The sequence below is a fragment of the Pedobacter psychrodurus genome (assembly GCF_032678585.1).
In the GTDB taxonomy this organism is placed as follows: Bacteria; Bacteroidota; Bacteroidia; order Sphingobacteriales; family Sphingobacteriaceae; genus Pedobacter; species Pedobacter psychrodurus_A.
On sequence record NZ_JAVTSN010000028.1, the window covers coordinates 1 to 24,109 of the forward strand.

Consider the following 24,109-nt stretch of genomic DNA (forward strand, 5'->3'; position numbering starts at 1 on the left):
TCGAAATGACGACTCTGCATCAAGATTCTGTAACTTCTAATACACTGTCACTACTGAATCTTATTCACCACTAGATCATCAAAATAAATGTAGCTCGTTTGGCTCGAGCCCCATACTGCAACATCTTTTCCACCCCTAAAATTATGGAAAGATAATCTGTTGATCAAACGCTGTGCATCATTGGTCGTCCAACGGATCGCTTGATCTAACACAGTTGTTCCATTGATAATAACCTGTACCTGCCCATTTTTATTTGATCCGGTATTACTTTTTACATACAAGTGAACGGTGTAGGTATTTCCTTTAACCAGACTACCAGAAGAAGGATAAGATTTACCAAAGGTATCACCGCAAGGGCCAGCCATATCCCTATGGTAAACATAAGGTTGAAAAAATACGCGGCTACCGGTATTGTACCACATTAACCGCAAGCTACCCCCATTACCATCGCTGGCAATATCACATCCTGTATTTCCTTCTCCGATCAGGAAACCAAAACCAACTTTTCCGCCCCTGCTCCAATCGAACTGACTGTGGAAACGTACTTTGAAGGTGGCCTCATAGGCCGAACCGTCTGATATATCTGCCCCTGCAATTAAACCATTAGAAACAGAATTGGGTGCAAGGGTAGCCCTGGCCCAATTGCCAGAAATGTAGGCCCGGCTTTCGTTCCACCCGGTTAGGTTTGCACCACCAAAATCGGCACTGGCTTCGCCATAGCTATAAGCACCATCGGCATGGGTAAAACCAGTATTGATATTACTTGGAATGGCCTCTGTAGTCGCATTGTTCTTCGATTGCTCTACAACATCAATGTTTTCGGGGACTGGCACTACTGTTTTGTCTTTCTGGCAACCATAAAAGCTTAGGGAAAGTACAAGCACTACAGACGCAATAAAATGCGTTGAATTCATTTTTTGACTCATGTTAATTTTAGTTTAGATTTAAATTTGGTTAGATTTTAATGAGTAAAGCCCTATCCTTGATAGTTCATTACAGGTTTTGGTTAGCCGTTTTTTAATCTCTTTTGTTAAGGATGATCTGATATGCTAACCTACATAAAAATGTAAATTAAAACTTACATCATCCGTCTTAAAGAAAGAAAAACAAGGTTCTTTGGTTGTTACAACGATTGAAATAATGATGACTTGACCAACTAAAAACATAGTGTATAACACTATATAACAGTGCCTTATAAAGGCTCATGAATTTTTAGGTTACAATTCACAATCACCTTTTTATAATCTCTTGCATCAATATCACCATTGATGAGTTTAACCAATAAAGTAACTGCCTGCTCACCCAGCGATTCGGGGTTTTCTTCGATTGATGCCACAGGAGGTGAACTGAGATAACTAATAATCGGATCGTTACCAAAACCGATACATTCGAGTTTTTTATAGTCAGGATGTTGGATCGACCTTAAGAATCTGATCGTGTCGAAAAGTAATTTTTCTTTAAAGGCCACTAGCGCGGTTGGGCCATTTTCAGGGTCGCTAAAGAGATTTTTAATTGCAAAAAGGGTGTTTTCATCATCAAAATCAGTATAAGCTACATGTTCGGCGTTAAAAGGGATGTTGTTATCCTTCAGCGCATTAATGTATCCCGAAAAGCGGTCGTGACTAAAATTCACCATTTTTGGCCCACCAAGATAGGCCACTCTTTTATGCCCTCTATTAATGAGGTATTCAGTTGCCATATAACATCCTTGATGGGTATTTCCTAAAACCTTATGGCAGTTGAGGTTAAAGCTTGGGTTACGGGTATAATAAACCACTGGGATCCCGATTTTCTCGAACTGATCGAGGTGCGAAAAATCAGATGTGTGTTTCGAAATGGCCACAATTAATCCGTCTACCCTCGAGCCCAAAAGCGTTGCGGCAGCGCTTACTTCCATTGCAAAATTATCATGAGATTGGCTGATGATAATGTTGTAACCGTTAGCCGTAGCCAACTGTTCCATCCCATAAATGCTTCGGGTAAAAAAATGATCGGATAGATTGGGAAGGATGATGCCAATGATACGGGATTTTCGGTCTCTAAGCCGCAATGCAGAAATATCAGGTGTAAAATTTAACCTTGCGGCCAGTTCTTTTACCCGAAGTTTCGTACTCTCTTTAATCCGAGGGTAATCTTTCAGCGACTTGGAAACAGTAGATATAGATAGTTTAAGTTCTCTGGCGATCAATTTTAATGTAACAGGTTTATTTTCCATAGGTGAAGGATGTTAAGCGTTACAATGGTGAGCGGCTGGCGTTTAATATCACATAAGCTTTTTAAAGGTTAGAGGTTTAGGGGTTAGCGTTTAGTATCTCGCAACCTTTTAAAGGCTAAGGGATTAGCGTTTAGCAAATAAGCTAACCACTGATTCTTTAAAAAATTTAGAGGGTTAGTATTAAGTATAACTAAGCCCTAACCCTCTAAACAAAAAATAAACTATGGTATCTTATCCAATGCCGGAACATTGGTTTCGTATCCTGTATAACCTTTATTCTGGTTAATATGTCCTCCGGTATTGAACCGCTGTGCAGCAGCAGGCACTGGCCAAAGCACATGATATGGTGAAATTTTAAAATTCACCCCCGAAATTGTGGGCACTTTATTTCTGTAGAAATCATTTTTTTCAATAATCCGGTCGTAGAAGAAATTATTATCTGAAAAAGCTGCAACTGTATATGTTTTACCGTTGTAGGCCGTTTTTCCCGTTTGTGCGAAAATATAGGCAATACGGGTCAATTCTGTTTTACGTGGCTCCTCATAATAAAGTTCTCTTGCCCGTTCATCCAATATTGTTCCGATGGTAATTGCGGAGGCGTCAGTTAACAAAGCTGCATTGGCCCTCGAACGTACCTGATTTAAATCGGCCATAGCCAAAGCCAAATTACCTTTCCAATAATAGGCTTCAGCCCTCAACAAATAGGTTTCGGCCAAACGGAAGATATACCAATCGGTATTGGTTCCTCTTGGTGGTGTCCAATATTTATCAACGGCAAATGCATTGGTAGAATTGATAAATGTTTTATAATGCGGCCAACCAAAGAAATGGCGGATGGTATCTAAACCTTTATTTAAAAACATGTTATTTACATTGTCAGGTGTCATATCAACCAGTGGTTTACCATATAATGCTTTCTCGGTTGGATTGGTCGACGTTTTAAGTGCCGGGTTGTTGTATACCAGGTCGGTCATGTTCATCCACATGCCCGGTGCATGGCGGTAATCGGTATTATCTGTCCAGATATTTTTGGTACTATAGGCTGTACCACGGTAACGGCCAATTCCCCTACCGTACATTAAAGTTAAAGGTATTTCCACATTTACCCCGTCAACGATCGCCTGCGTGGTACCGGATGGTGTTTTTAAATTGGCAAAATGCCAGGCTGGCACGCAGTTACGCATTACCTGCGATCCCAGATCGGTAGCGCCTTGCAAAGTTTCTCTATCGATGGTTAAAAACAGTGCCTCACGGTTAGCTGCAATTGCTTTATTGTCCATTCGGTGAAGATCCCAAACCACGTTTTTGGTGGCGTCGCCGGCAGTGCTGCCAAAACGGTTGCGCATCAAGCTATAGGTACCACTGTTAATTACATTATTGGCAGAGGTAATGGCTGCATCAAAATCGCCGAGTGCAAGGTTAACCTTGGTCAATAAATGGCTGCAGGCGCCTTTGGTCACATCTCCACGGTCTACATTATCCTTTAACCATTTTTCGGCAAACAAAAGATCTTCCTGCATTTTTTTCAAGATCACTTCTCGTTTAGTCGAATAATAATCCAGTTTTGGTGCGGTAATATCCTTTAAATTTAAAGGTACATCGCCAAACTGATGTACCAAACGATAATAATAATAGGCGCGGTAAAAATAGGCAGCACTAAGAATGGCATTTCTTTCGGCTTCATCTTTAAAGGTTACATTATCGATATAGGTAATCACCGTATTTGCCATACGCACACCTCTAAAACCTTCGGTCCAATAAAATCCGATCCTGTTAAAATCGGGATTATCGAGGTTGGCATCTGGTGTTACCCGCGTATCCATATCCTGTGCCTGGGTGCTTTTATCGGTTGTTCCATCAACAGCCACTTCCGAAAATATAGATTCGGTAACAATGGGTGCCATATCGCCGGTAAATTCTTTTCTTACATTGGCGCCAATGCCGGCAATGGCAGCTTTCATAGCCGCTACACTTGTTAAAGCGGTTTGAGGTTCCAACTTCGATAATAAATCTGAATCGAGGTCTGATTTCTTACATCCATTTGCCGATAACAGAATGGCCAAAGCCACAAATGGAATTATTTTTTTATATGTGATATTCATTTTCGTCATTTTTTAAAGGGTAACATTCAGTCCGAAAGTGTAAACTCTTGGTGTGGGTACAGGATTTCCATTACTGTCTGCAGTTTGTGGATCCCATTGGTTCCAGTTTGGTGCATACACTCCGAAATTGCTCACATTGGCATATATTTTTGCACTCTGTATCCTCAATTTGCCCAGAAAATCTTTTGGCAGGCTATACGCAAGGGCAACGGTATTTAACCTAATGAACGAACTTTTACGGTAAGCATTAAAGCTTACGCCACTTAAGCCAGAGTTTAAGCGCGCATAATCATTAATCGGATTATCTGGTGTCCAATAGGGTACTACATAAGAGCTCGAACGGCCAAAACCCACGCTTCCAGGCTGGTTTTTAGTCTGGTTATCCGTTCTGAGCTGGCCCCAGCTAGAGATCAGCTGAAAAGAGAAATCGAAGTTTTTGTAAATATTAAAATCGTTGCGTAACGACCAATTGAACCGTGGACTTCTGTAGCCAATAAACTGTTTATCCGAATCATTATACACATAATTGCCATCTACATCCAATAATTTGAAATCGCCAGGTTTAATTCCGGCCTTTCCATATTTTTTCGCTTCTGTCATTTCGTTTTCCTGCCATACCCCTAAAATTTTATACTCCCAGATCACGTCGATGTCTTTACCGATAAACCATCCATTTCCAGGATCATCATTCGGTGTTGCCAGGGCTATAATTTTATTCCGGTTAAGCGAAAAGTTTGCTGTAGTACTCCAGGTGATGTTTCCACCGGTAAAATTTTTGCTGTTGATACTAAACTCAAAACCCTTATTATTTACACGGCCCAAATTGGCAATTACATTTACATATCCCGAAACGTTGGGTAAGGTTTGGCCAATCAATAGATCTGATGTTTTCTTATCATAAAGTTCAAACGATCCACTGATGCGGTTGTTCAAAAACCCAAAGTCTAAACCAAGGTTTAAAGATTTGGTCTTTTCCCATTCGAGGTTCGGGTTCCCCAACCGTGAGTTATTTACCACAGTATTTACTTCACCAGGGGTTCCACTACCATTAACCGACTGGTATTTACCGCCGTCTAAAGTTTGTATGGATACATAAGGATCGATGACGTTGTTATTATCACGTATCTCCCTGTTTCCGTTGATACCGTATGACAAACGCAGCTTTAAAAAGTCGATCCATTTAGCAGATTTCAAAAAGCTTTCTTCACTTACTGTCCAGGCTACTGCCGCTGCCGGGAAATTAGCGCGTTTTTTGGCCGCTCCAAAGGCAGAGTATCCATCTCTACGGATTGAACCCGTTACCGCATACCGGCCTTTATACGAATAATTTACCCTCGCCAATAACGCGTCACCAGTGTACACTTTATCATCGCTGCTTACGGTTGGTTTATTACCACTTTGTATGTTGTGGTAACCCAATATATCTGTTGGTGCAAAACCTTCATTACCGGCAAGCGTGTACCAGGTAGAATATTTTTCGCCGTTTACCAATAAGGTTACATCTACATTATGATCAGTAGCAAAGGTTTTGTTCCATTTCAAAAGGTTGTCCAGCTGCCAGTTATACCTGGTTTCCTGGGCTCTTGTTGCTGAACCACCCGGAGTGGTCACATTTGGATTTTTTGAAGACAGGTGGTTAAAAGTGCGGTACTGATCTAAACCCGGACTAAAATTGGCCTGATAGGTAATACCGAACGGCAATTGTACTTTGGCGTAAATGCTGCCGAATAGGGTACTTTGTTTTTGTAACCTAGAATTATAAGTTTGATCGAGGAAGGGGTTACGGGCATTAAGCCCATTATCATCTGTCGGGATTCTCCGTAAAGAACCATCTGCATTGTAAAAATCGCCATAAGGAGATAAATCTGGCAATTGTGAAAACTGCGCTTCAATTGCACCTTCATCACGGTCGGCAAACTGAAGGTTCATGCCCAAGGTTAAAAACTTAGCGGCTTTACCTTCGAGGTTCAAGCGGGTACGGAAAGTACTGAAACCGCCACCTGCAATAATACTTTCGTTTTTAAGATAGCCTAACGACATGTAATAAGAAACCTCTTCTTTTTTTCCGCTAAGGCTTAAGGTATGGTCCTGACGCTGTCCGGTAACAAAAAGTTTATCGTACCAGTCTGTTGTTTTTCCATTGAGGTAATTGGCTTTCTCGTTGGCCAATAAACCTAAACGACTCAACCAAAGATCGGTAGGGTTGGCGGTGGTTTGCCCGTTTAACCATTGGGTAAGGGTTACGCCCTCGGGCAAATTGTTCGGATCGTTATAAATATATGGCGGATTAACACCTCCGCTACGTTGCACATCGGCACGCCAGTTTAAAAACCCCGGACCATCGTATACAGGCTGATCCTGTGCCAATGTAGCCATCCCGAAGTTGGTATTTACGGTAATGGTTGGTGCACCACTTTTTCCCTTTTTCGTGGTAATGGCTACTACGCCTGTTGCAGCTTTTGCCCCATAAACGGCAAGCGAGCTGGCATCTTTTAATACATCTACCGATTCGATATCGTTTGGATTAATATCAGACAATTGGCCAATAAAAATAACTCCATCCAATACAATTAGCGGTGTGGTAGTACCGGTAAGTGTTGTTTTACCCCGTACCAGAAGATCTCCACCACCTTTGGCACTGTTGTTAAAACCCACGGTTAAACCAGGGATATTACCACGGAGGATATCGGTAACACTATTTGGATTTTCGTTTTCCAGCTGGGTAGCCTTTATGCTGGAAACAGCTCCTGTTACGTCCTTTTTCTGCGCAGTACCATAACCAATTACCACCACATCGTTAAGCCCTTGCGAGCCATCTTCCATGGCAATATTGATGGTTGTACGGCCGTTTAACGCAACTTCTTGAGTGGTAAAACCGATAAAGGTGAATACCAAAACCTGATTGACTTCTGTTGTTTTGATGCTGTATTTACCAGCTGCATCTGTTAAGGTTCCTATCTGCGTGTTTTTTACTCTTACGCTTACTCCAGGAAGGGTTATACCTTTATTGTCTTTAATGGTGCCCACAATGGTAGTTTGGGCAAAAGCGTTAAAACTCCCCAAAAAGGCCAGGAGCGAAACCGCTATAATCTTTGCTTTCCTCTCACAGATGTGCTTGAGGCATAACAATACTCCTCGTTTGTTGTAAATTCTACTCATAAATTATAGTTTAGTTAATGATTACTGTTTAAATGTGCCTTATCAGTTAAAGATCAACCGAATGCTCTCCTGCAATACAACATCACACCTTAATAAGGTGCTATGGCAGAAAGAATAAGGATAAAAGGGGAACGGAGCAAATGGAGGTATCAGCCAGAAAAAAAATGAATAATACCAGTGCAGGGATACTTGGGTTTAGATTCGAACATGGGATGCTTTGGTTAGACTTATTTTATCTAATATAAAAACCATCGGTCCGAGATGTAAAAAATTATAATCGGAATAAGCCAAAAATGTGCTTTGGAGTGGATTTACAACGATGTAATTAATTTCAGGATTTAGGTGTTTTAACATGAATACCCCTCTGGTTAATGTTATCCTGAAGGATAACCTATTGTATAAACGTCCATATGAATGAAAGGAGAGAATGGTGGTAAATCGCCTCAAAGTATCGTCATCCGATAGCACAGCGAAAAATCTTTCCCTTCCATGAACAGCTCATCATACTATCATTTTCCTGATACAAATACCCAATTTAACTTATTTTGATAATAGCAGCTATTTGTGAAATTTTGCCTCACGAAAAACAATACGATATCATGGATTATAGAAAATTAGGAAATACAGACCTCAGATTATCAGCAATTTCATATGGAGCCTTTGCCATAGGTGGTAACATGTGGGGTGGAAATGAAAAAAAGGATTCGGTCGAAGCAGTTAAAGCGTCAATAGAAAAAGGAATAACAACGATCGATACCGCACCATTTTACGGTTTTGGTTTAAGCGAAGAAATTATTGGCGAGGCCATTAAAGGATACGACAGGACCAAAATACAGTTGCTCACCAAATTTGGTCTGGTTTGGGATGGCAGCAATAAGGGCGCAGGGGAACATTTCTTTGATGCAGCACTTGATGGAAAAAATGTTCCCATTTACCGTTATTCTACCAAAGCATCAATTATTAAAGAAGTGGAAGAAAGCCTTAAACGACTTGGAACCGATTACATCGATCTTTTACAGCAGCATTGGCCGGATCCAACAACGGCAATAGATGAGGCCATGGAAGCCGTAACGCAACTGATTAAGGATGGAAAAATCCTGGCTGCCGGACTTTCGAACGCGGATATTCCACTGATGGAGAAAGCTGCTGCAGTATACCAACCGGCATCCAATCAGGTATCTTTCAGCATGCTCAACAGAAGTATAGAAAAAGAGCTTATCCCATATGCGTTGGAAAAAAATATCGGAATTATTGCCTACAGTCCGATGGAAAGAGGACTATTATCGGGTAAGTATTTCAATAATGAAAAATTGAAGACAGATGATCACCGTAACGGATATTTCAGTCAGTTTAATCTTGAAGCCGTGAAAACATTTTTGAAAAATATTACGCCTATAGCGGAAGCCAAAAATGTAAGTGTGGCGCAGCTGGTTTTACGTTGGACAACTTTACAGAAAGGCATCACCGTAGTGCTTGCGGGCGCAAGAAATGCAGAGCAGGCCATCTCAAACGCGGCAGCAATGGATTTAGAGATCAGTAAGGAAGAACTTGCACTTATTAATGGAGAGTTGGGCAAATTGTAGTATTTATTAATGGTCAATGAGGTTTGCGGCTTTTTTATGCTTTGGAAATGATTGGCAGTATTCCATAGGATGCAGCTGTCCCGCTATTCGTTTCAGCCGATGAAGAATCGGCATCCACTGCTATCGGGTTTATAATGATTGTTCGTGCCACGATATACCGCTCACGCCAATCTGAATAGTCTTCGTTTGCAACGGGGATTTAATGAGACATGCATTTGTAATGCACGAATAGGAAAAATTAAGGAGCGATAAAATCGCCTTTTTCTGCCATCATCGTTATTCCAGAGGAATCACTTTCTAACAAGCGAGGACGATTGTGGCACATGAAAAGTTTAAGTTTTGTGCATTGGTTTAAGTAAATAAACCTAAGGGATTGCAACGGATGCCAATTTACTTCAGATTAGCAGGAGGGAAAGCGGGCAGAAAATGCCAAAAATACGGAACCACCCATTTCCCATCAACGCTATACGATAAATAGGTTTAGGAAATGAACGGACAGGTTTCCATTGGTGCGGTACTCCCGCCATACGCTTTATCCCGATTGAAAATAATCGGGGATGCCCGCTGCTGTCGGGTTTATGGACAATTACAGTTCAATAACACCAACCTTAAAAAATGACATTAAAACAAAGCGGGTGCCTGAATAGATCAGACATCCGCTTTTGGATAAAACATCTTTATGATTGGTGAGCCACCAACCATTAACATAATTATTAATAACCCGGATTTGGGGTCAAATTAGGATTGTTCTTGATTTCTGGAGTAGGAATCGGGAACAATAAATGTTTGTTTTGTAAGGGTTGGTTTACGCTTTTATTGATATGGCCAACAAAATTATCAAAACCATTAGTGGTTTCATTGTATACTTTACGCAAACGCACCATATCAAACCAGGTAACGCCCTCGTAACATAGTTCGTGCCAACGCTCTCTCCATACTGCCTCTTCAAACTGTGTTTGGTTCAAGCCCGAAAGATCACCCAATACTGCCCTTTTCCTTACTGCATTTACTGCTGCATAAGCAGCAACATTTGGACTTCCATCTGCCCTGTTCTGTGCTTCAGCATAAATTAATAAAGTTTCGGCATAACGGATCTGTGGAATATTCAGGTCACTTCTACTGGTACCTTCTACCCCCAAAGTTCCATTTGCAATCACATCGAAGTGTTTAAAAATATAAGGTTTACCCCGGTTAATCAAAGGCATTTTAAAACCATCGGTATAATAATCAGTAAAGAAATAACCATCTCTATTTTTAGCTCTCAAATCTCCAGCTTCATATGAAGCATAAAAACTTGCTGTAGGGATAGAAGTTCCAATTCCATCAATTTTAGAAACCAGGGGCTGGTGTAATGGCAGGTAAGAAGATTGTAACGGATTGCCTGCACCTGCAGCATCATTGTATTGGATTCCGAATAAATGCTCCGTTTTATTGTCATTTTTCGCATCATGTATGGCACCATAAGTTGGGAATAAACCAAGTGTTGTTGGATTTCCAGTTGAGTAATCGATTACCTCTTTGGCTTTATCTGCAGCCAATCTGTAATATGCAGCGCCTTTGTTTAAAGGTTGTCCAGCCATGGTTAAATAAACTTTAGCCAGTTCTGATTTAATGGCGGCGGTAGAAACACGTCCACTCGCGTCCATATAAGGCAATCCTGCAGCTTCAGCTAAAACCAGATCATCAACAATCTGTTTATAAACCTGCTCCTGAGGTGTACGCGAAGGTGAAAAATTAGGATCGTTCGGGCTTGTAACCGGCTTGGTGATCAAAGGTACATCACCCCATAAACGCACCAGATAAAAATAGGCCCATGCCCTGATAAAAGAAGCTTCGCCCAAAATTCTCTTTTTCTGTGCGGCATCCATCGGATTAATGCCCGGAACCTTATCCAATACCAGGTTGGTTTGGGCAATTACCTTGTAAAAACCATTCCAGTTTTGGTTGACATGAAGATTTGTTCCATCATAAATAAGTGAATACAAATTGTTTAAATCAGAGTTCTGTGCAGTCTCGGTAGATTGTATTCCGGTTGGCGCATCAAACATCTGAAAGTTGTTTGAAAAAATTCCGGCACCGTTTCCGATAAACCTGATTTCTGAATATACTGCAGCAATACCTGCTTCGGCATGCTCTGGTAAGGTATAAAAGCTGTTGGGCGCAAGATTGGTGGGATCTGTTTCATCCAAAAACTTCTTACATCCCGAATTCCCGATGATAGCACCACCCAGCAATAACAGGGCAGCGATATTTTTTATATTTATTTTCATTTTAATATCCTTTCTTAAGTTAATGTTTACAATCCAATGTTTAAACCAACCATAAAAGTTGTCGACTTTGGATAATCGAAAAATGTTTGGCCCTGTGCAAATGCATTATTATATGTAGTTACCTCCGGATCGTTACCAGTATACTTGGTGGCCAGGAAGAAATTCTGAACAGATGCATAAACACGAAGTTTGTTTAAGCGCAATTTTTCTACAAGTGTTTTATTAAAGGTATAACCCAGCAACAGGTTTTTTCCACGGATAAATGAGCCATCTTCAACCCAATGTGTATCAACGTTGGTTACATATCCGGCAGATTGATCTCTGATTGCCGCTATCGGTGTATCCTGATTTTGAGGCGTCCAGGCGTCTAATACGCTGGCAAAACTGTTGGCCTGTACCTGTCTGTCTTCGCCCGAGTGATGTGTCATATTCAACACATCGTTACCATAAGAATACTGAAGTTCGACAATTAAATCGAGGTTTTTATAGCGGAACGAGTTGGAGAAGGATCCCCAGCCTTTTGGCGTTCCGTTACCAATAATCTGACGGTCGGCATCTGTGATGGCATGATCACCATTTACATCCAGATATTTAATATCGCCCGGAAGCAAAGTTTTACCGCCACGGTAACTTACAAATTTAGCTGCTTCTGCTCGTTCGGCCTCGCTCCAGGTACCTAAACGTACTAATCCCCAGAATGAACCTACTGACTCGCCAACTCTGATAATACCAGTTTGATTAGTGAAATTTGGATTTCCTACACCAAAAATATCATCGGGTGTTGCCAAAGACAGCACTTTGTTTCGGTTAAGAGAGATATTAAAGCTGGTTTTCCAGGTAAAATCGTCCGTTTGAACGTTAACGGTATTAATGCCTAAATCCAAACCTTTGTTCTGCATCGAACCAACGTTTTTCCTGATTACCGAATATCCCGTAGTACGTGGCACAGGGGCATCCAATAACATATCGGTTGTTTTTCTATAATATACATCGGCCTCTAAATTTATGCGGTTGTTAAACAAACCCAATTCCAAACCCGCATCAACCTGTGCTGTTTTTTCCCAAACCAGATCAGGATTGGCCAATCGGCCAATGCCTATACCTGTTACTTTACTATCGTTAATGATGGCAGAATTGTTTACCAATGTAGCTAAAGACTGATAAGCAGGCAGCTCTGAGTTACCGCTTAAACCATAACTGGTTCTTAATTTTAAGTTAGAGATCGTTTTGTTTCCTTTAAGAAAATCTTCATCTGAAGCTTTCCATGCCAAAGCGGCCGAAGGGAAAAATGCAAATTTATGATTATCTCCAAATTTCGACGATCCATCTACCCTACCGGTAACGGTAACCAGGTATTTATCCTGAAAGGCATAATTTAACCTTCCAAAATAAGAATTGAAAGCAGATCTGTTGCGGCTAGAACCTACAGTAATTGATTTACTTCCCGAGCCCATGTTATTGTTGCCATAAAAATCGGTAACGAAATTTTCTGCATGACTGGTATTGCTGAAGAAATTGGTGGCCTGCCACGAAATACCCAATAAAGCATTAATGGCATGCGATTCGGCAAAACGTTTGTTATAGGTTAAATAATTCTCCAACGACCAGAAAGTTTCGCGGTCATTGGTCACATTTGCTGTACCATTTTGTCCGTCTGAAATACCATATAATTGTTTCGCATTGTACTCATTGATGTTACGGCTTACGATATTGGCGCCCAACTGGGTACGGAATTCGAGATCTTTACTGAAACTGATTGTTGAATAGAGACTTCCTAAAGAGGTTTGGGTAACCATACCAAATCTTTGATCAGTTAAGATGTGTACAGGGTTAGAACCTCCTTCTGCCCATGGGATGAGTTTATTGTCGCCCCATTTGCCATCTGCCAATTTAATCGGTAGAAAAGGAAATGCTTCAGTAATCATACGAACAGAGTTTAAACCTCCCGTTCCCTGATCTACAATGTTTTCATCCTGGTTATTGTAGCTCAAATTACCACCAACTTTTAACCAGGGCTTAATTTTACTGTCAAAGTTAAATCTACCCGAATAACGTTTTAAATAAGAGTTTTTTAAAAGCCCCTCATCATCGCGGTAGCCCGCAAAAACACCATAAGTACTGTTTTCATTGCCCCCTGTAAAACCGAGCTGATGGTTTTGCGAAAGTTTGTTCTGCGTAGATTCTTTTAACCAATCGGTATTGTATAAGGGGTTTCCATTGCTGTCGAAAAATTGCGGCAAGGCGATCCTGGCCGCTTTTGGCACCGGCGTAGAAGCATAATTCCCTGCAGCCCAGCCTACCGGATCGTAAACTTTGATATTATCGTAAGCCAGATCCTGAACTTTAACATACTCGAAGGCATCGAGCATTTTCACATGGTGTGCGGCCAATGTATTTACACTAAAATCAGCATCATAAGTAATCCGTTGCGTATTTGCTGTTCCTTTTTTGGTGGTAATCAGGATTACGCCGTTTGCACCCCTTGCTCCATATATCGCTGTTGAGGAGGCATCTTTTAACACTTCAACTGATGCGATATCACTCGGGTTGATGTAATCAATTGCATTACTATTCTGCGTTTGAGAACCTACTGGTAAGGCTACTCCATCAACAACATAAAGTGGATTATTACTGGTATTGATCGAACTAAATCCTCTGATTTTGACGTTTGTTTGTCCACCTGGGCGGCCTGAGTTGGTATTTACCTGTACACCCGAAATACGGCCGGCCAAAGCCTGGTTAAGGGATGCCGCAGGGCGTTCTTGCAGTTCGCTGGCTTTTACCACCCCAACAGAACCTGTTAGATCACTTTTTTTAACACTACCATAACCGATAACCACCACTTCATCGAGTTTATTGGCTTCGGCGGGTGCCATTTTAACATTGATATTTGCTTCACTGCCTACGGTAACATCTTTATTCTGATAACCCACATAAGAGAAACGGATCACCTCGCCAAGGTTGGCATCGATGCTGAACTTACCCGCTTCGTTGGTTACTGCAGTTTTACCCGAAGTAATGTTTTTGATCCCGACTCCTGGAATGGGCATATTCTTTTCATCTGATACGGTTCCGGTAATTACTTTTCGATTTTGAAGGTGCGTTAATGGCACATTCGGTACTGAAAGTCCCCCGGATTTTTCAGCATCTGGATTCATCGAAAAAGCAGGACTATTGAGCAAAAAAAGCACAGAAAGCCCTGAAATCTTGAGTAGATTCATTTTCATTAGTTGTAGTTTAGTTAATGGTTAATTAATTTAATTTATACTTAGCCGCAAGCAGCTAAATCGTTTTATCAATTACTCAAGCGAATAATTGATTGTTAATAATCATGATTAATCAGAAGGCTTTCTACGATAGGCAAAAATGTTAACTGGAATTACATTTCCGGAAAGAATTAAATATACATACAAGTAAATTACACAGCTATATACCGCGTAATAGGGAGTAAATACACCTAGGCTCATCATCATATTTGGTTGTCGATAAAACGATTTATCTATTCAATATTAAATATTTTACTACAAAATCAAGAATATAATTTTGATGCTTAAGGACTACTTAAACGTACAGATCGATTTACAGTATGATTATTTTTACAAATGCTAAAACTTTTGAACAAATCCAAAATCAAAAAATCCAAAAAGATCGTCCGTCACGATTATGTCATGGCTATTTTAAGACCTTTTTTAGTTTTGGTCTAAAAAATTTGATAAATTTTAAAGATGGGTCAAAATTTTAAAGAAAATCTTTCCTAAAGCTATTGCTATTAATCGTGTCGCATTTGTACAATTCCCCTGTTTGTTACTTAGGTAAATTTGCAGGGATTGGATATAAAAGCCTTTTTAAATATAAGAAGACCTGTATCCACTAAAATCAATTCATCATTAAAGAATTATAAATCATGAAAGCTTTAACCTTATCAACTTTTGGCAGTTCAGATGTACTCGAATACCAGGAAATACCCGACCCCATTTTAAAAGAAGGAGAACTTCTGGTAGAGATGAAAGCCATAGGTTTAAATTTTGCCGACTTAATGAGGAGAAACGGAGTTTACCCAATGCGGGGCAATGCTCCCTATATTAATGGATTTGAAGGTGCAGGAATAGTAAAAGACAATAATAATCACCCCAATTTTAAACCTGGCGATCGGATTGCATTTGCAGATGTGCCCTTTGCGAATGCAGAACTGGTTGCCGTTCCTGTAGAAAATGCCATTCCACTGCCTGATGAGATCAGCTTTGAAACCGCCGCATCGATCATGCTACAAGGCCTTACCGCACATTATTTAACAGCCAATAGCCATAAAATAAAAGCAGGCGAAACCGTGCTTATCCATGCTGCAGCTGGTGGTGTTGGGCAATTGCTTATCCAGGTCTGTAAGTTATTGGGCGCAAAAGTAATTGGCTTAACTTCTTCAGCAAAAAAAAAGGAAATAGCGTTTTCATTAGGTGCTGATGAAGTGTTTTTATATGAGCAAGATTGGCAAGCACAGGTTTTAACGGTGTGCCCCGACGGTGTTGATGTCGTTTATGAAAGTATAGGAACCACAATGGAAAGCAGTCTTGCGGTAACCAAAATACGAGGTCAGGTGGTTCTATTTGGTCTTGCCGGAGGCAAATTGGAATTGGGCAACCCTTTATGGATTATCGCCCATTCAAAAACAGTTACCGGCGGCGATTTATGGAACTACCTTACCTCAAGATTAGAGAGATTAAAAAGGTCGAAAATACTTTTTAACTGGATTATTGCCGGACATATAAAAATCTCAGCGCCCACTATCTTCAAACTCGCTGAAGGCAAAAAGGCACACGATTTTATGGAAGGCAGGCAGAGCACAGGCAAGATATTGATGGTGCCTTAACACATGATTAAGAAATAGGGTGATGTACTTTAGAGTAACTGTAACCCGTTGTTGAATCTGGTCGTCTTAAATCGTAAAACTGCCGTCAAATGATTTTATATTCCCAGCCAAAGTACCATCATGCTGCTTTCTTGATCAGCATGATGGTAATCAGTATGTGTTGTGCGCCCACTTATCCGCAGCAGATCAGCCGTATAAACAGAAGCGACTATTACCAGAATAAAGCAGCTAAAACGTTAAGCGATTCGCTCGATTTTGTACTCAGGCGGATCAAACAATCATTAGGCACAGCCGATATCGATTTAACTTTGGGCGTAATCAAGGATGGCCGTGTTTTCTTAAAAAAGAATAATGGCTATTCCAATCCTGAAACAAAAACATTATTTTCAGACCGGACGCAAATCTATCTTGCCTCTACCTCTAAATCACTCACCGGAACACTGGCTGCGATTTTAGACCAGAAAGGTTTGATTAAACTGGATAAAACACTAGCCGATTATCTGCCTGAACTTACTTTCGACGATAAAAAAATCCATCCAGATAAAATCACCATACAATCGTTGATGACCCACACCCACGGGATCAAAAATAACGATGCTGTGGTATGGACGGCTTTTATTGGCCACAAGGGTTCTTCACAACTCCTCGCTTTATTTAAAAAATACAGTACGGCCTTATCTAACCAAAACTTCAATTATTCCAATTTAGGACCGGTTATTTATTCCATCATCGTAGAAAAACAGATGAGGAAACCCTGGCAGGAGGTAATGGATGCCTATCTTTTCCGGCCGTTGGCCATGCGTTCTACAACGGCCTATTTTTCGAGGGTTGACCCTAGATATTCAGGTTATGTGATCGACGAATCGGAAGGAAAAGTAACAGCTATATTAGACAAGGCAGATAATTCGATGTCGGCTGCTGGCGGGCATTTTAGCACGGTTAACGATCTGTTAAAATATCTCAACTTTTTTATCAGCGAAGGAAATTCGGTTAAAGGCATCTTAAATAAGCAAGAAATCGATTTTGCTACCTCTGCCATTGTTGCACAACAGAACCGCTATCAATCTTATGAAAGATTTGGTTATGGATTGGGTTGGGAACAATCACGATTTAATGGGGAAAACTTAACTTCACGAATGGGCGGTTATAGCGGCATTTCCTGCCACCTTTCTTACATGAAGGAGAAAAAGATAGGCATTGTGGTATTTAGCAATAAAAAAGGGATGGAAGCATTACCGCATCTGGTTGCCAATTACCTCTTTAATTCAATACTGAATAAATCAAACAAAAACAGTATTCTGGAAGAAAATCTTAAATCGTTAAAGAAAAATTTCGAGTCTGATCTTCAGGAAACAAAGGAAGTAACGGAAGCTATGCGTACGCAGCTCATGCCAAATCCCGCATTGGCCGGCGTATATGATGGGGGTGAAAAATCAGGAACCATGGAAATTAATAAAACCGGCAGTGTTTCGTGGGGCAATTTAAAAGGACAATTGTACTTATCAACTGATAGTACCGGATTGATCAATTTCAAAACCATGTTGCGCTCTTTTTTGGTGAAGAGAGACAACACTAACAATATTGTAGGGGTGTATTCAAATGAGCGATATTTTAAGCGTTAACTATACCTAAAAAAAGGGCACTCCGAAATGGAAGCGCCCTTTTATTTGACTTTACATTCAGATTATTTCAGATCAAATCGATCTGCATTCATCACTTTATTCCAGGCAGATACGAAATCTTTTACAAACTTCTGCTGTGCATCAGCACTTGCATACACCTCAGCGATGGCCCTCAATTCTGAATTGGAACCGAAAACAAGATCGGCACGGGTTGCAGTCCACTTTGGTTGACCTGTTGCACGGCTACTGCCGATATACAGCTCCTTATCTTCGGCAATGGCTTTCCATGCCGTTTCCATATCCAACAGGTTTACAAAAAAATCATTGCTTAACTGACCAGGTTTATCGGTTAAAACGCCATTTTTTGCCCCGTCGAAATTGGTATCCAAAGTACGTAAACCACCTACCAACACCGTTAATTCGGGTGCAGTTAAGTTAAGCAACTGGGCTTTATCAATCAAAAATTCTTCGGTAGAAACCGGAGATTTTGATTTGCGGTAATTGCGGAAACCATCAGCAACCGGCTCTAAATAACCAAAAGATTCAATATCGGTCAGTTCTTGTGAAGCATCCGCCCTGCCGGGCGTAAAAGGAACCGAAATGTTATGGCCTGCGGCCTTTTCTACTGCTGCGGCACCAGCCAATACAATTAAATCGGCCAACGATACTTTTTTACCCTCCGCTTGCGCACTATTAAATTCCTGTTGAATTTTTTCGAGCACATTTAATACTTTTTGCAATTGCACCGGATTGTTCACTTCCCAGTCTTTTTGAGGCAATAAACGAATACGTGCACCGTTGGCACCACCACGTTTATCGGAACCGCGGAAGGTTGAAGCCGAAGCCCATGCAGTAGAAACCAGTTCAGGTACACTTAAGCCTGAAGTCAGCACTTTTTCTTTCAATAAAGCAATATCACTTTCATTGATCAATGCATGGTGTACCGCCGGGATCGGATCTTGCCAAAGCAATTCTTCCTGTGGCACATCCGGGCCAAGGTAACGGGCAATCGGGCCCATATCGCGGTGGGTGAGTTTAAACCAGGCCCGTGCGAAAGCATCTGCAAACTGATCGGGATTTTCTAAGAAACGGCGCGATATCTTTTCATAAGCCGGGTCAAGTCTTAACGAAAGATCGGTAGTGAGCATGGTTGGCAAATGTGTTTTCGATCCGTCAAATGCATCAGGAATAATGGCTTCAGCATTTTTAGCTACCCATTGGTGTGCACCAGCAGGGCTTTTAGTTAATTCCCATTCAAATTTAAACAGGTTCTCGAAGAAATTATTGCTCCATCGGGTTGGCGTTGTGGTCCAGGTCACTTCAAGTCCGCTGGTTATGGCATCAGCTCCTTTACCAGAAGCATAACTGTTGTTCCATCCCAAACCCTGGCTTTCTATTCCGGCTGCTTCTGGCTCTTTACCAACATGATCGGCCGAGGCTGCACCATGGGTTTTACCAAAGGTATGTCCACCAGCAATTAGCGCAACGGTTTCTTCATCATCCATGGCCATACGGCCAAAAGTATCGCGGATATCTTTAGCAGCAAGAATCGGGTCCGGGTTTCCGTCCGGTCCTTCAGGGTTCACATAAATCAATCCCATCTGTACCGCAGCAAGTGGTTTTTCTAAATTACGGGAGTGCACATCGCCATCTGCATCATCATCGGTTACCACAACCCCATGTGCTTTATTGGCACCATCCGAACCATGTGCATAACGGAGATCGCCACCCAGCCAGGTGGTTTCAGAACCCCAATATACCGATTCGTCCGCTTCCCAAACATCTTCTCGCCCACCTGCGAAACCAAAGGTTTTAAAACCCATCGATTCTAAGGCAATATTACCCGTTAAGATCAATAAATCTGCCCAGGAAATTTTGTTTCCATATTTTTGTTTAATTGGCCAAAGCAATCTGCGGGCCTTATCCAGACTCACATTATCTGGCCAGCTGTTCAAGGGTGCAAAACGCTGCAACCCGGCTCCCGCCCCACCTCTACCGTCACCTACACGATAAGTGCCGGCGCTGTGCCAGGCCATACGGATAAACAAACCACCATAATGACCAAAATCTGCAGGCCACCAATCTTGCGAATCGGTCATGAGCGCATGAAGGTCGGCTTTAAGTGTATCCAGATCCAGACTTTTAAAGGCTTCGGCGTAATTAAATTCGCCTTCCATTGGATTGGATAAGCTGGAATGCTGACGCAGAATGCTAAGTTTTAACTGTTTTGGCCACCAATCGTTATTTCTGGTACCACCACCGCCTACATTGCTTTTCATGCTGCCGTTGTGAAAAGGGCATTTACTAATATCGTTTGCTTCGTTTTCCATATGTATAATTTTGTTAGTGAAATATTGATCCCTCATAAAGAGTTAAACGGGATTATTATAAATTTAGAAAATTGGAACAACTAATCACAATCATTTAATTCTATAACGAAATAGTTAGAATCTATTAGGTTTATGGATCAGCGGTTTATCATAGCTTTAAAGCGGATATCGACTAAAAATAAAAATGCCTCCATCAAGCATTAAACTTTTTGGAGGCAAAATGAAACAGGGATATATGGAGATGATTTTTTAAAAAGTATTAAATTTAAACTTCTGGTTATTGGCTCCGCCATAACTCCAGATATTAAGCAAAGTGCTATTGGCTGTACTGCTTCCCGGAACATCAACATTTTTGGAAGGCACACTGCGTGGCGAAATCAAATAATAACCACCGGCTTCTGGAGTAATGTTGAACTGTTGCGAAGGGGCTCCGGTATTGGTCCTAATTTCCAGTTTTGTACCATTGGCTATGCCATTGCCCACTACAGTGAGTACCTTGCTCAGCGCATGTAAAGGCGAGAGCTTATAATATCCGTCGGCATTTTTGGTCACATTCCATCTGGCATTGCTGGTGTTCCCATCGCTATAAATAATCACCTGAGTGCCATCGGCAGTGGCACTACCAGGTACATTTAACAATTTGGTGTTATCCAGTGCCAAAGCAATTTCATAATTGGTATTGGCTGGCAAGCCGGTATAAGTAAAGCCGGTATACAGCTGGTTGATGCCTGATATATCAGTTGGCGACATATTGGCTGCCGGATAGCTGGTTTGATAAGTAGAGCCATCGAGCTTCGTGATGGTAGGCTGGCCGTTGCTCGAGAATGCGTAAGGCTCATACATCATGATCGATTCGAAATCGAAGTTGCCCTGATTGGTATAATTGGTAACTGAAACCTGGTTAAAGTTAAACTCCTTATCATCTGGAATATTTTCAGGATGGATCACCACATTGCTGCTCTGATCGGTCCTGCACTGCTCATGCATCACACCCAGTGCATGGAATATTTCGTGAATGATAATCCCCGGAGTGTTGTAATTGTATAAATTGAGGTTCTGGGCACCACCAACCATGCCTACCGACGAACTGTTGCCTGTAGATTTGACGAAATTGATGTAATTGCTTTGCGAAGTCCGCTGAACAAAGTTAAGTAGCGATACGCGGGAGATGTACTGCATAGCCTTTAATGAAGAAGCAGTATCTGCACCCAGATTACTGAGATTGTAATATACTATCGAATTTGTCCAACGTTTAATCAACGAATTCATAATTAAAGCCCTTGCTGTGGTCGACATTGCCGCGTTACTATTGGCTTTCAACAGGTTAAATTGTTGCTCGGTTAAGATTATATCATCCGAGAGGTAATAGGTGCCTTTGTCTTCTTTGATCAGGATTTTGTTCCCGCCAAAGTTAAATTCATGCATTTGATCATTTTTTTTTGCAGTGATTTCGGCATTGCTTTCGTTGGCCTGTTTTTTACAACTAATTACCGACATACAGAGTAATAAGGCCGCAAATAGGCCCAGGTAAATTTTTTGGTTTGTTTTCATGGTTCTGTTTTTATGGTTAGATTGATGATTAATTGCAATAGTGTTTTGCTTAACCTTCTAATAGTTTATAAAAACAGTTTCCAAGCTACAGTAAAAATTAGCTCACCACTACTCATCGACAACACAAACCATCTATTAAACAGGCATTTACAAAAATAATGTAAACGAAGTTAATAAACACTAAACATAAAAACAGCAGATTATTAACCAAAACATACCAGATCTTGATTAAAAAAGACAAACAAATCAGTCATGTTATGATTATTTAAGATACATACCTATATATCCATTCCAAAATGTCTTTAAATTAATACCTTTCTTACCCTTGCAGTAAGGTCGTCGATATCAAAGGGCTTTGATACGAAATCATCTGGATGGCAATAATCTTCCTGAATAGATTTTGCCGCGTGGCTGGCGGAAATCATGATTACCGGAATGTGGGAAGTTTTTGAATCGGATTTGACCAGGTGGCATAAATACCGGCCGTCTACATTGCCCAATAAGACATCGAGCAGGATTACATCGGGCTGATAAGTAGCGACCATTGATTCCATCTCGAGACCGTTTTTTAATCCAACAACCTCAAAGCCCTCCAGTTCAAAAATCATGACGATCAGTTCCAGAATATCAGTATTATCATCAACAACCAGGATTTTTTTCATTTCAATATTTTTTCAGGTCAAATCTTGTTTATTCTTTTAAAGGAAGCGTAAATGAAAATGTCGTTCCTTCGTCCACTTTGCTTGTTACGCGAAGTTCACCACCATGCCTTTCGATAATCTCATGGGAAATATATAAGCCTAAACCAAGGCCTGAAACCTGTTTCCCTTGTGGATCTACCTGATAATAGCGGTTAAACAGTTGTGGAAGTTTATCTGCAGCAATGCCCTTTCCGAAATCCTGTACTGAAATCTCAACAAATTTCGCATCCCGAAGCACCGATACTTTTACAATTTCCGATTTAGGGGCATATTTTACCGCATTATTGAAGAGATTAACGAATACCTGCTCTAACCGTTGCGGGTCAGCAAATACCAAAATTCCCCTATCGCCTTCCAAAACAAGTTTTAAAGGCGTATCGTGCAGCGCCTGATCGGCGCAGGCAAGTACAACATCGGCGATATTGACCATGGCTTTACTGAGCGGAAGTGGCCCATGCTGTATTTTGGAAACATTCATCAGGTCTTCAACCAGGTGTACAACCTTGCCCAGGTTCGAATTTGCCTTCTGCACCAGCACAGGAATCTTATCTGATGTCTGACCGTTTTCCATTACCCGGGTAAGCAACTGCATAGAGGCTTTAAGTGAAGTTAAGGGCGTTTTGATCTCATGACTGGCCACACTGATAAATTCGTCTTTTTGCAGTGCCATTTTTCTTCGGTTAGATACATCACTAAAAGTCATTACCGTTCCAATAAAGTGACTATCTTCCAGCAAAGGACTGGCATTTATAGAAATATAGACCGAGTCATTTCTCGCATTTATGATCCTGATTTCTTTATCATAGATGGTTCCCGATGATTTACCGATTAACGAGATGGGATGCTGATCTTTTTCGAGCTTTTCGCCCGTAAGCGAAAAACATTCTTGCTGAAGGGTAAAAAAATCCCTGGAAGTAATTTCTGCAGCAGTAAGTGCAAACAGCTCCTGAGCCCTTTTGTTGGCAAAGGTTACCTGACCAATACTATCCAGGATGCACAAGCCCTCACCCATGGTTTGCAGGATGCTGGTTAAGCGCTGCTCATTTGATCTTAATACCTCTTCTGCACGAGTTTTATCCCTGAGGGTTGATTCGAGTTCGCCTGTTCGCTGCTTAACTGTTTTTTCCAGATTGTTATTGAGTTCTTCAGTTACCTTCCTTGCGGCTTCAAGTTCCTCATTCCTGACCTGCAAAAGCGACTGGCTGTATTTTAAATCGGTAAGGTCGGTCAGGATTACGCTGAGCGATGTCCCTTCATCCAGCATGAGTGCCTTGAGCGAAATCTGCATGGGTATTTTTTCGAGCAAACGGTTCTGAAAACTTAATTCGGCACGGGTATCTACGTCCCAGGCACCAGCAATTACCTCTTTAGCAAAAAGGCGGTCTTCATCTGTTACCAGATCCAGAAAATAAAGCCCGATGACCTTTTCGAGCGGAATACCCATGAGTTTAGCAAACTGCGAATTACAATAGAGTATCCTTTCCGACCGATCGAGCGTAACCGCACTTTCGGTCATCTGCTCAATAAAAATCCTATAGGTATGATCAGCGCTCTTTAGGGTAAACAACTGGTGTCCGTCTTTTCCATTCACTACAAGCGCATCAACTTCACCCGATCTGATGGCATCGATCACATCGTTAGCCTCTTCGAGTGCTGCCTCAACCTGCAACAATCTTTCTTCCAGCGCTATATGTTCTTTAGATTTCGCCATC

Annotated in this window: 13 protein-coding genes; 3 read left to right on the forward strand and 10 right to left on the reverse strand. The window is 41.2% G+C overall.

Annotation, left to right across the window (positions count from 1 at the left end; translation table 11 throughout):
- Positions 1–50: 50 nt before the first annotated feature.
- From R2S57_RS18025 to R2S57_RS18040, 4 genes are all read right to left on the reverse strand, one after another.
- Complete coding sequence (locus R2S57_RS18025) at positions 51–914, reverse strand: polysaccharide lyase (protein ID WP_316846344.1); 864 nt, start codon at positions 912–914, stop codon at positions 51–53.
- A gap of 278 nt (positions 915–1,192) precedes the next feature.
- Positions 1,193–2,215, reverse strand: coding sequence for a LacI family DNA-binding transcriptional regulator (locus R2S57_RS18030; RefSeq protein WP_316846345.1), 1,023 nt, complete (start codon positions 2,213–2,215; stop codon positions 1,193–1,195).
- A gap of 221 nt (positions 2,216–2,436) precedes the next feature.
- Positions 2,437–4,317, reverse strand: a complete 1,881-nt coding sequence (locus R2S57_RS18035) for a RagB/SusD family nutrient uptake outer membrane protein (protein WP_316846346.1) — start codon at positions 4,315–4,317, stop codon at positions 2,437–2,439.
- A 12-nt stretch (positions 4,318–4,329) separates the two neighbouring features.
- Complete coding sequence (locus tag R2S57_RS18040) at positions 4,330–7,476, reverse strand: SusC/RagA family TonB-linked outer membrane protein (protein ID WP_316846347.1); 3,147 nt, start codon at positions 7,474–7,476, stop codon at positions 4,330–4,332.
- A gap of 599 nt (positions 7,477–8,075) precedes the next feature.
- On the opposite strand from R2S57_RS18040, the gene R2S57_RS18045 reads away from it, so the two are divergent.
- Positions 8,076–9,059 (forward strand): aldo/keto reductase, encoded by a 984-nt coding sequence (locus tag R2S57_RS18045; protein WP_316846348.1) that lies wholly within the window; start codon positions 8,076–8,078, stop codon positions 9,057–9,059.
- Positions 9,060–9,772: 713 nt separating this feature from the next.
- On the opposite strand, the gene R2S57_RS18050 is transcribed toward R2S57_RS18045, so the two are convergent.
- Positions 9,773–11,329 carry a RagB/SusD family nutrient uptake outer membrane protein gene (locus R2S57_RS18050; RefSeq protein ID WP_316846349.1) on the reverse strand — a complete coding sequence of 519 codons (1,557 nt, stop codon included), beginning with the start codon at positions 11,327–11,329 and terminating at the stop codon, positions 9,773–9,775.
- 26 nt (positions 11,330–11,355) lie between these two features.
- On the reverse strand, positions 11,356–14,556 hold the full coding sequence (locus tag R2S57_RS18055) for a TonB-dependent receptor (RefSeq protein WP_316846350.1): 3,201 nt from the start codon (positions 14,554–14,556) through the stop codon (positions 11,356–11,358).
- A gap of 677 nt (positions 14,557–15,233) precedes the next feature.
- Between R2S57_RS18055 and R2S57_RS18060 the strand changes: the two genes are divergently transcribed.
- Both R2S57_RS18060 and R2S57_RS18065 read left to right on the forward strand, forming a co-directional pair.
- On the forward strand, positions 15,234–16,193 hold the full coding sequence (locus R2S57_RS18060; RefSeq protein WP_316846351.1) for a quinone oxidoreductase: 960 nt from the start codon (positions 15,234–15,236) through the stop codon (positions 16,191–16,193).
- An 89-nt stretch (positions 16,194–16,282) separates the two neighbouring features.
- Positions 16,283–17,815 (forward strand): serine hydrolase, encoded by a 1,533-nt coding sequence (locus R2S57_RS18065; RefSeq protein WP_316846352.1) that lies wholly within the window; start codon positions 16,283–16,285, stop codon positions 17,813–17,815.
- Positions 17,816–17,877: 62 nt separating this feature from the next.
- Here R2S57_RS18065 and katG read toward each other — a convergent pair whose 3' ends face one another.
- From katG to R2S57_RS18085, 4 genes are all read right to left on the reverse strand, one after another.
- A complete protein-coding gene (gene katG / locus R2S57_RS18070; protein WP_316846353.1) occupies positions 17,878–20,145 on the reverse strand; it encodes a catalase/peroxidase HPI in 2,268 nt (755 codons plus the stop codon).
- Between the two features lie 249 nt (positions 20,146–20,394).
- Positions 20,395–21,696: a M12 family metallopeptidase gene (locus R2S57_RS18075; RefSeq protein ID WP_316846354.1), complete on the reverse strand. Its 1,302-nt coding sequence runs from the start codon at positions 21,694–21,696 to the stop codon at positions 20,395–20,397.
- Between the two features lie 302 nt (positions 21,697–21,998).
- The gene (locus tag R2S57_RS18080) at positions 21,999–22,358 is read right to left on the reverse strand and encodes a response regulator transcription factor (RefSeq protein ID WP_316846355.1); all 360 of its coding nucleotides are present in this window, start codon (positions 22,356–22,358) and stop codon (positions 21,999–22,001) included.
- 28 nt (positions 22,359–22,386) lie between these two features.
- Positions 22,387–24,108 (reverse strand): ATP-binding protein, encoded by a 1,722-nt coding sequence (locus R2S57_RS18085; protein ID WP_316846356.1) that lies wholly within the window; start codon positions 24,106–24,108, stop codon positions 22,387–22,389.
- Position 24,109 lies beyond the last annotated feature (1 nt).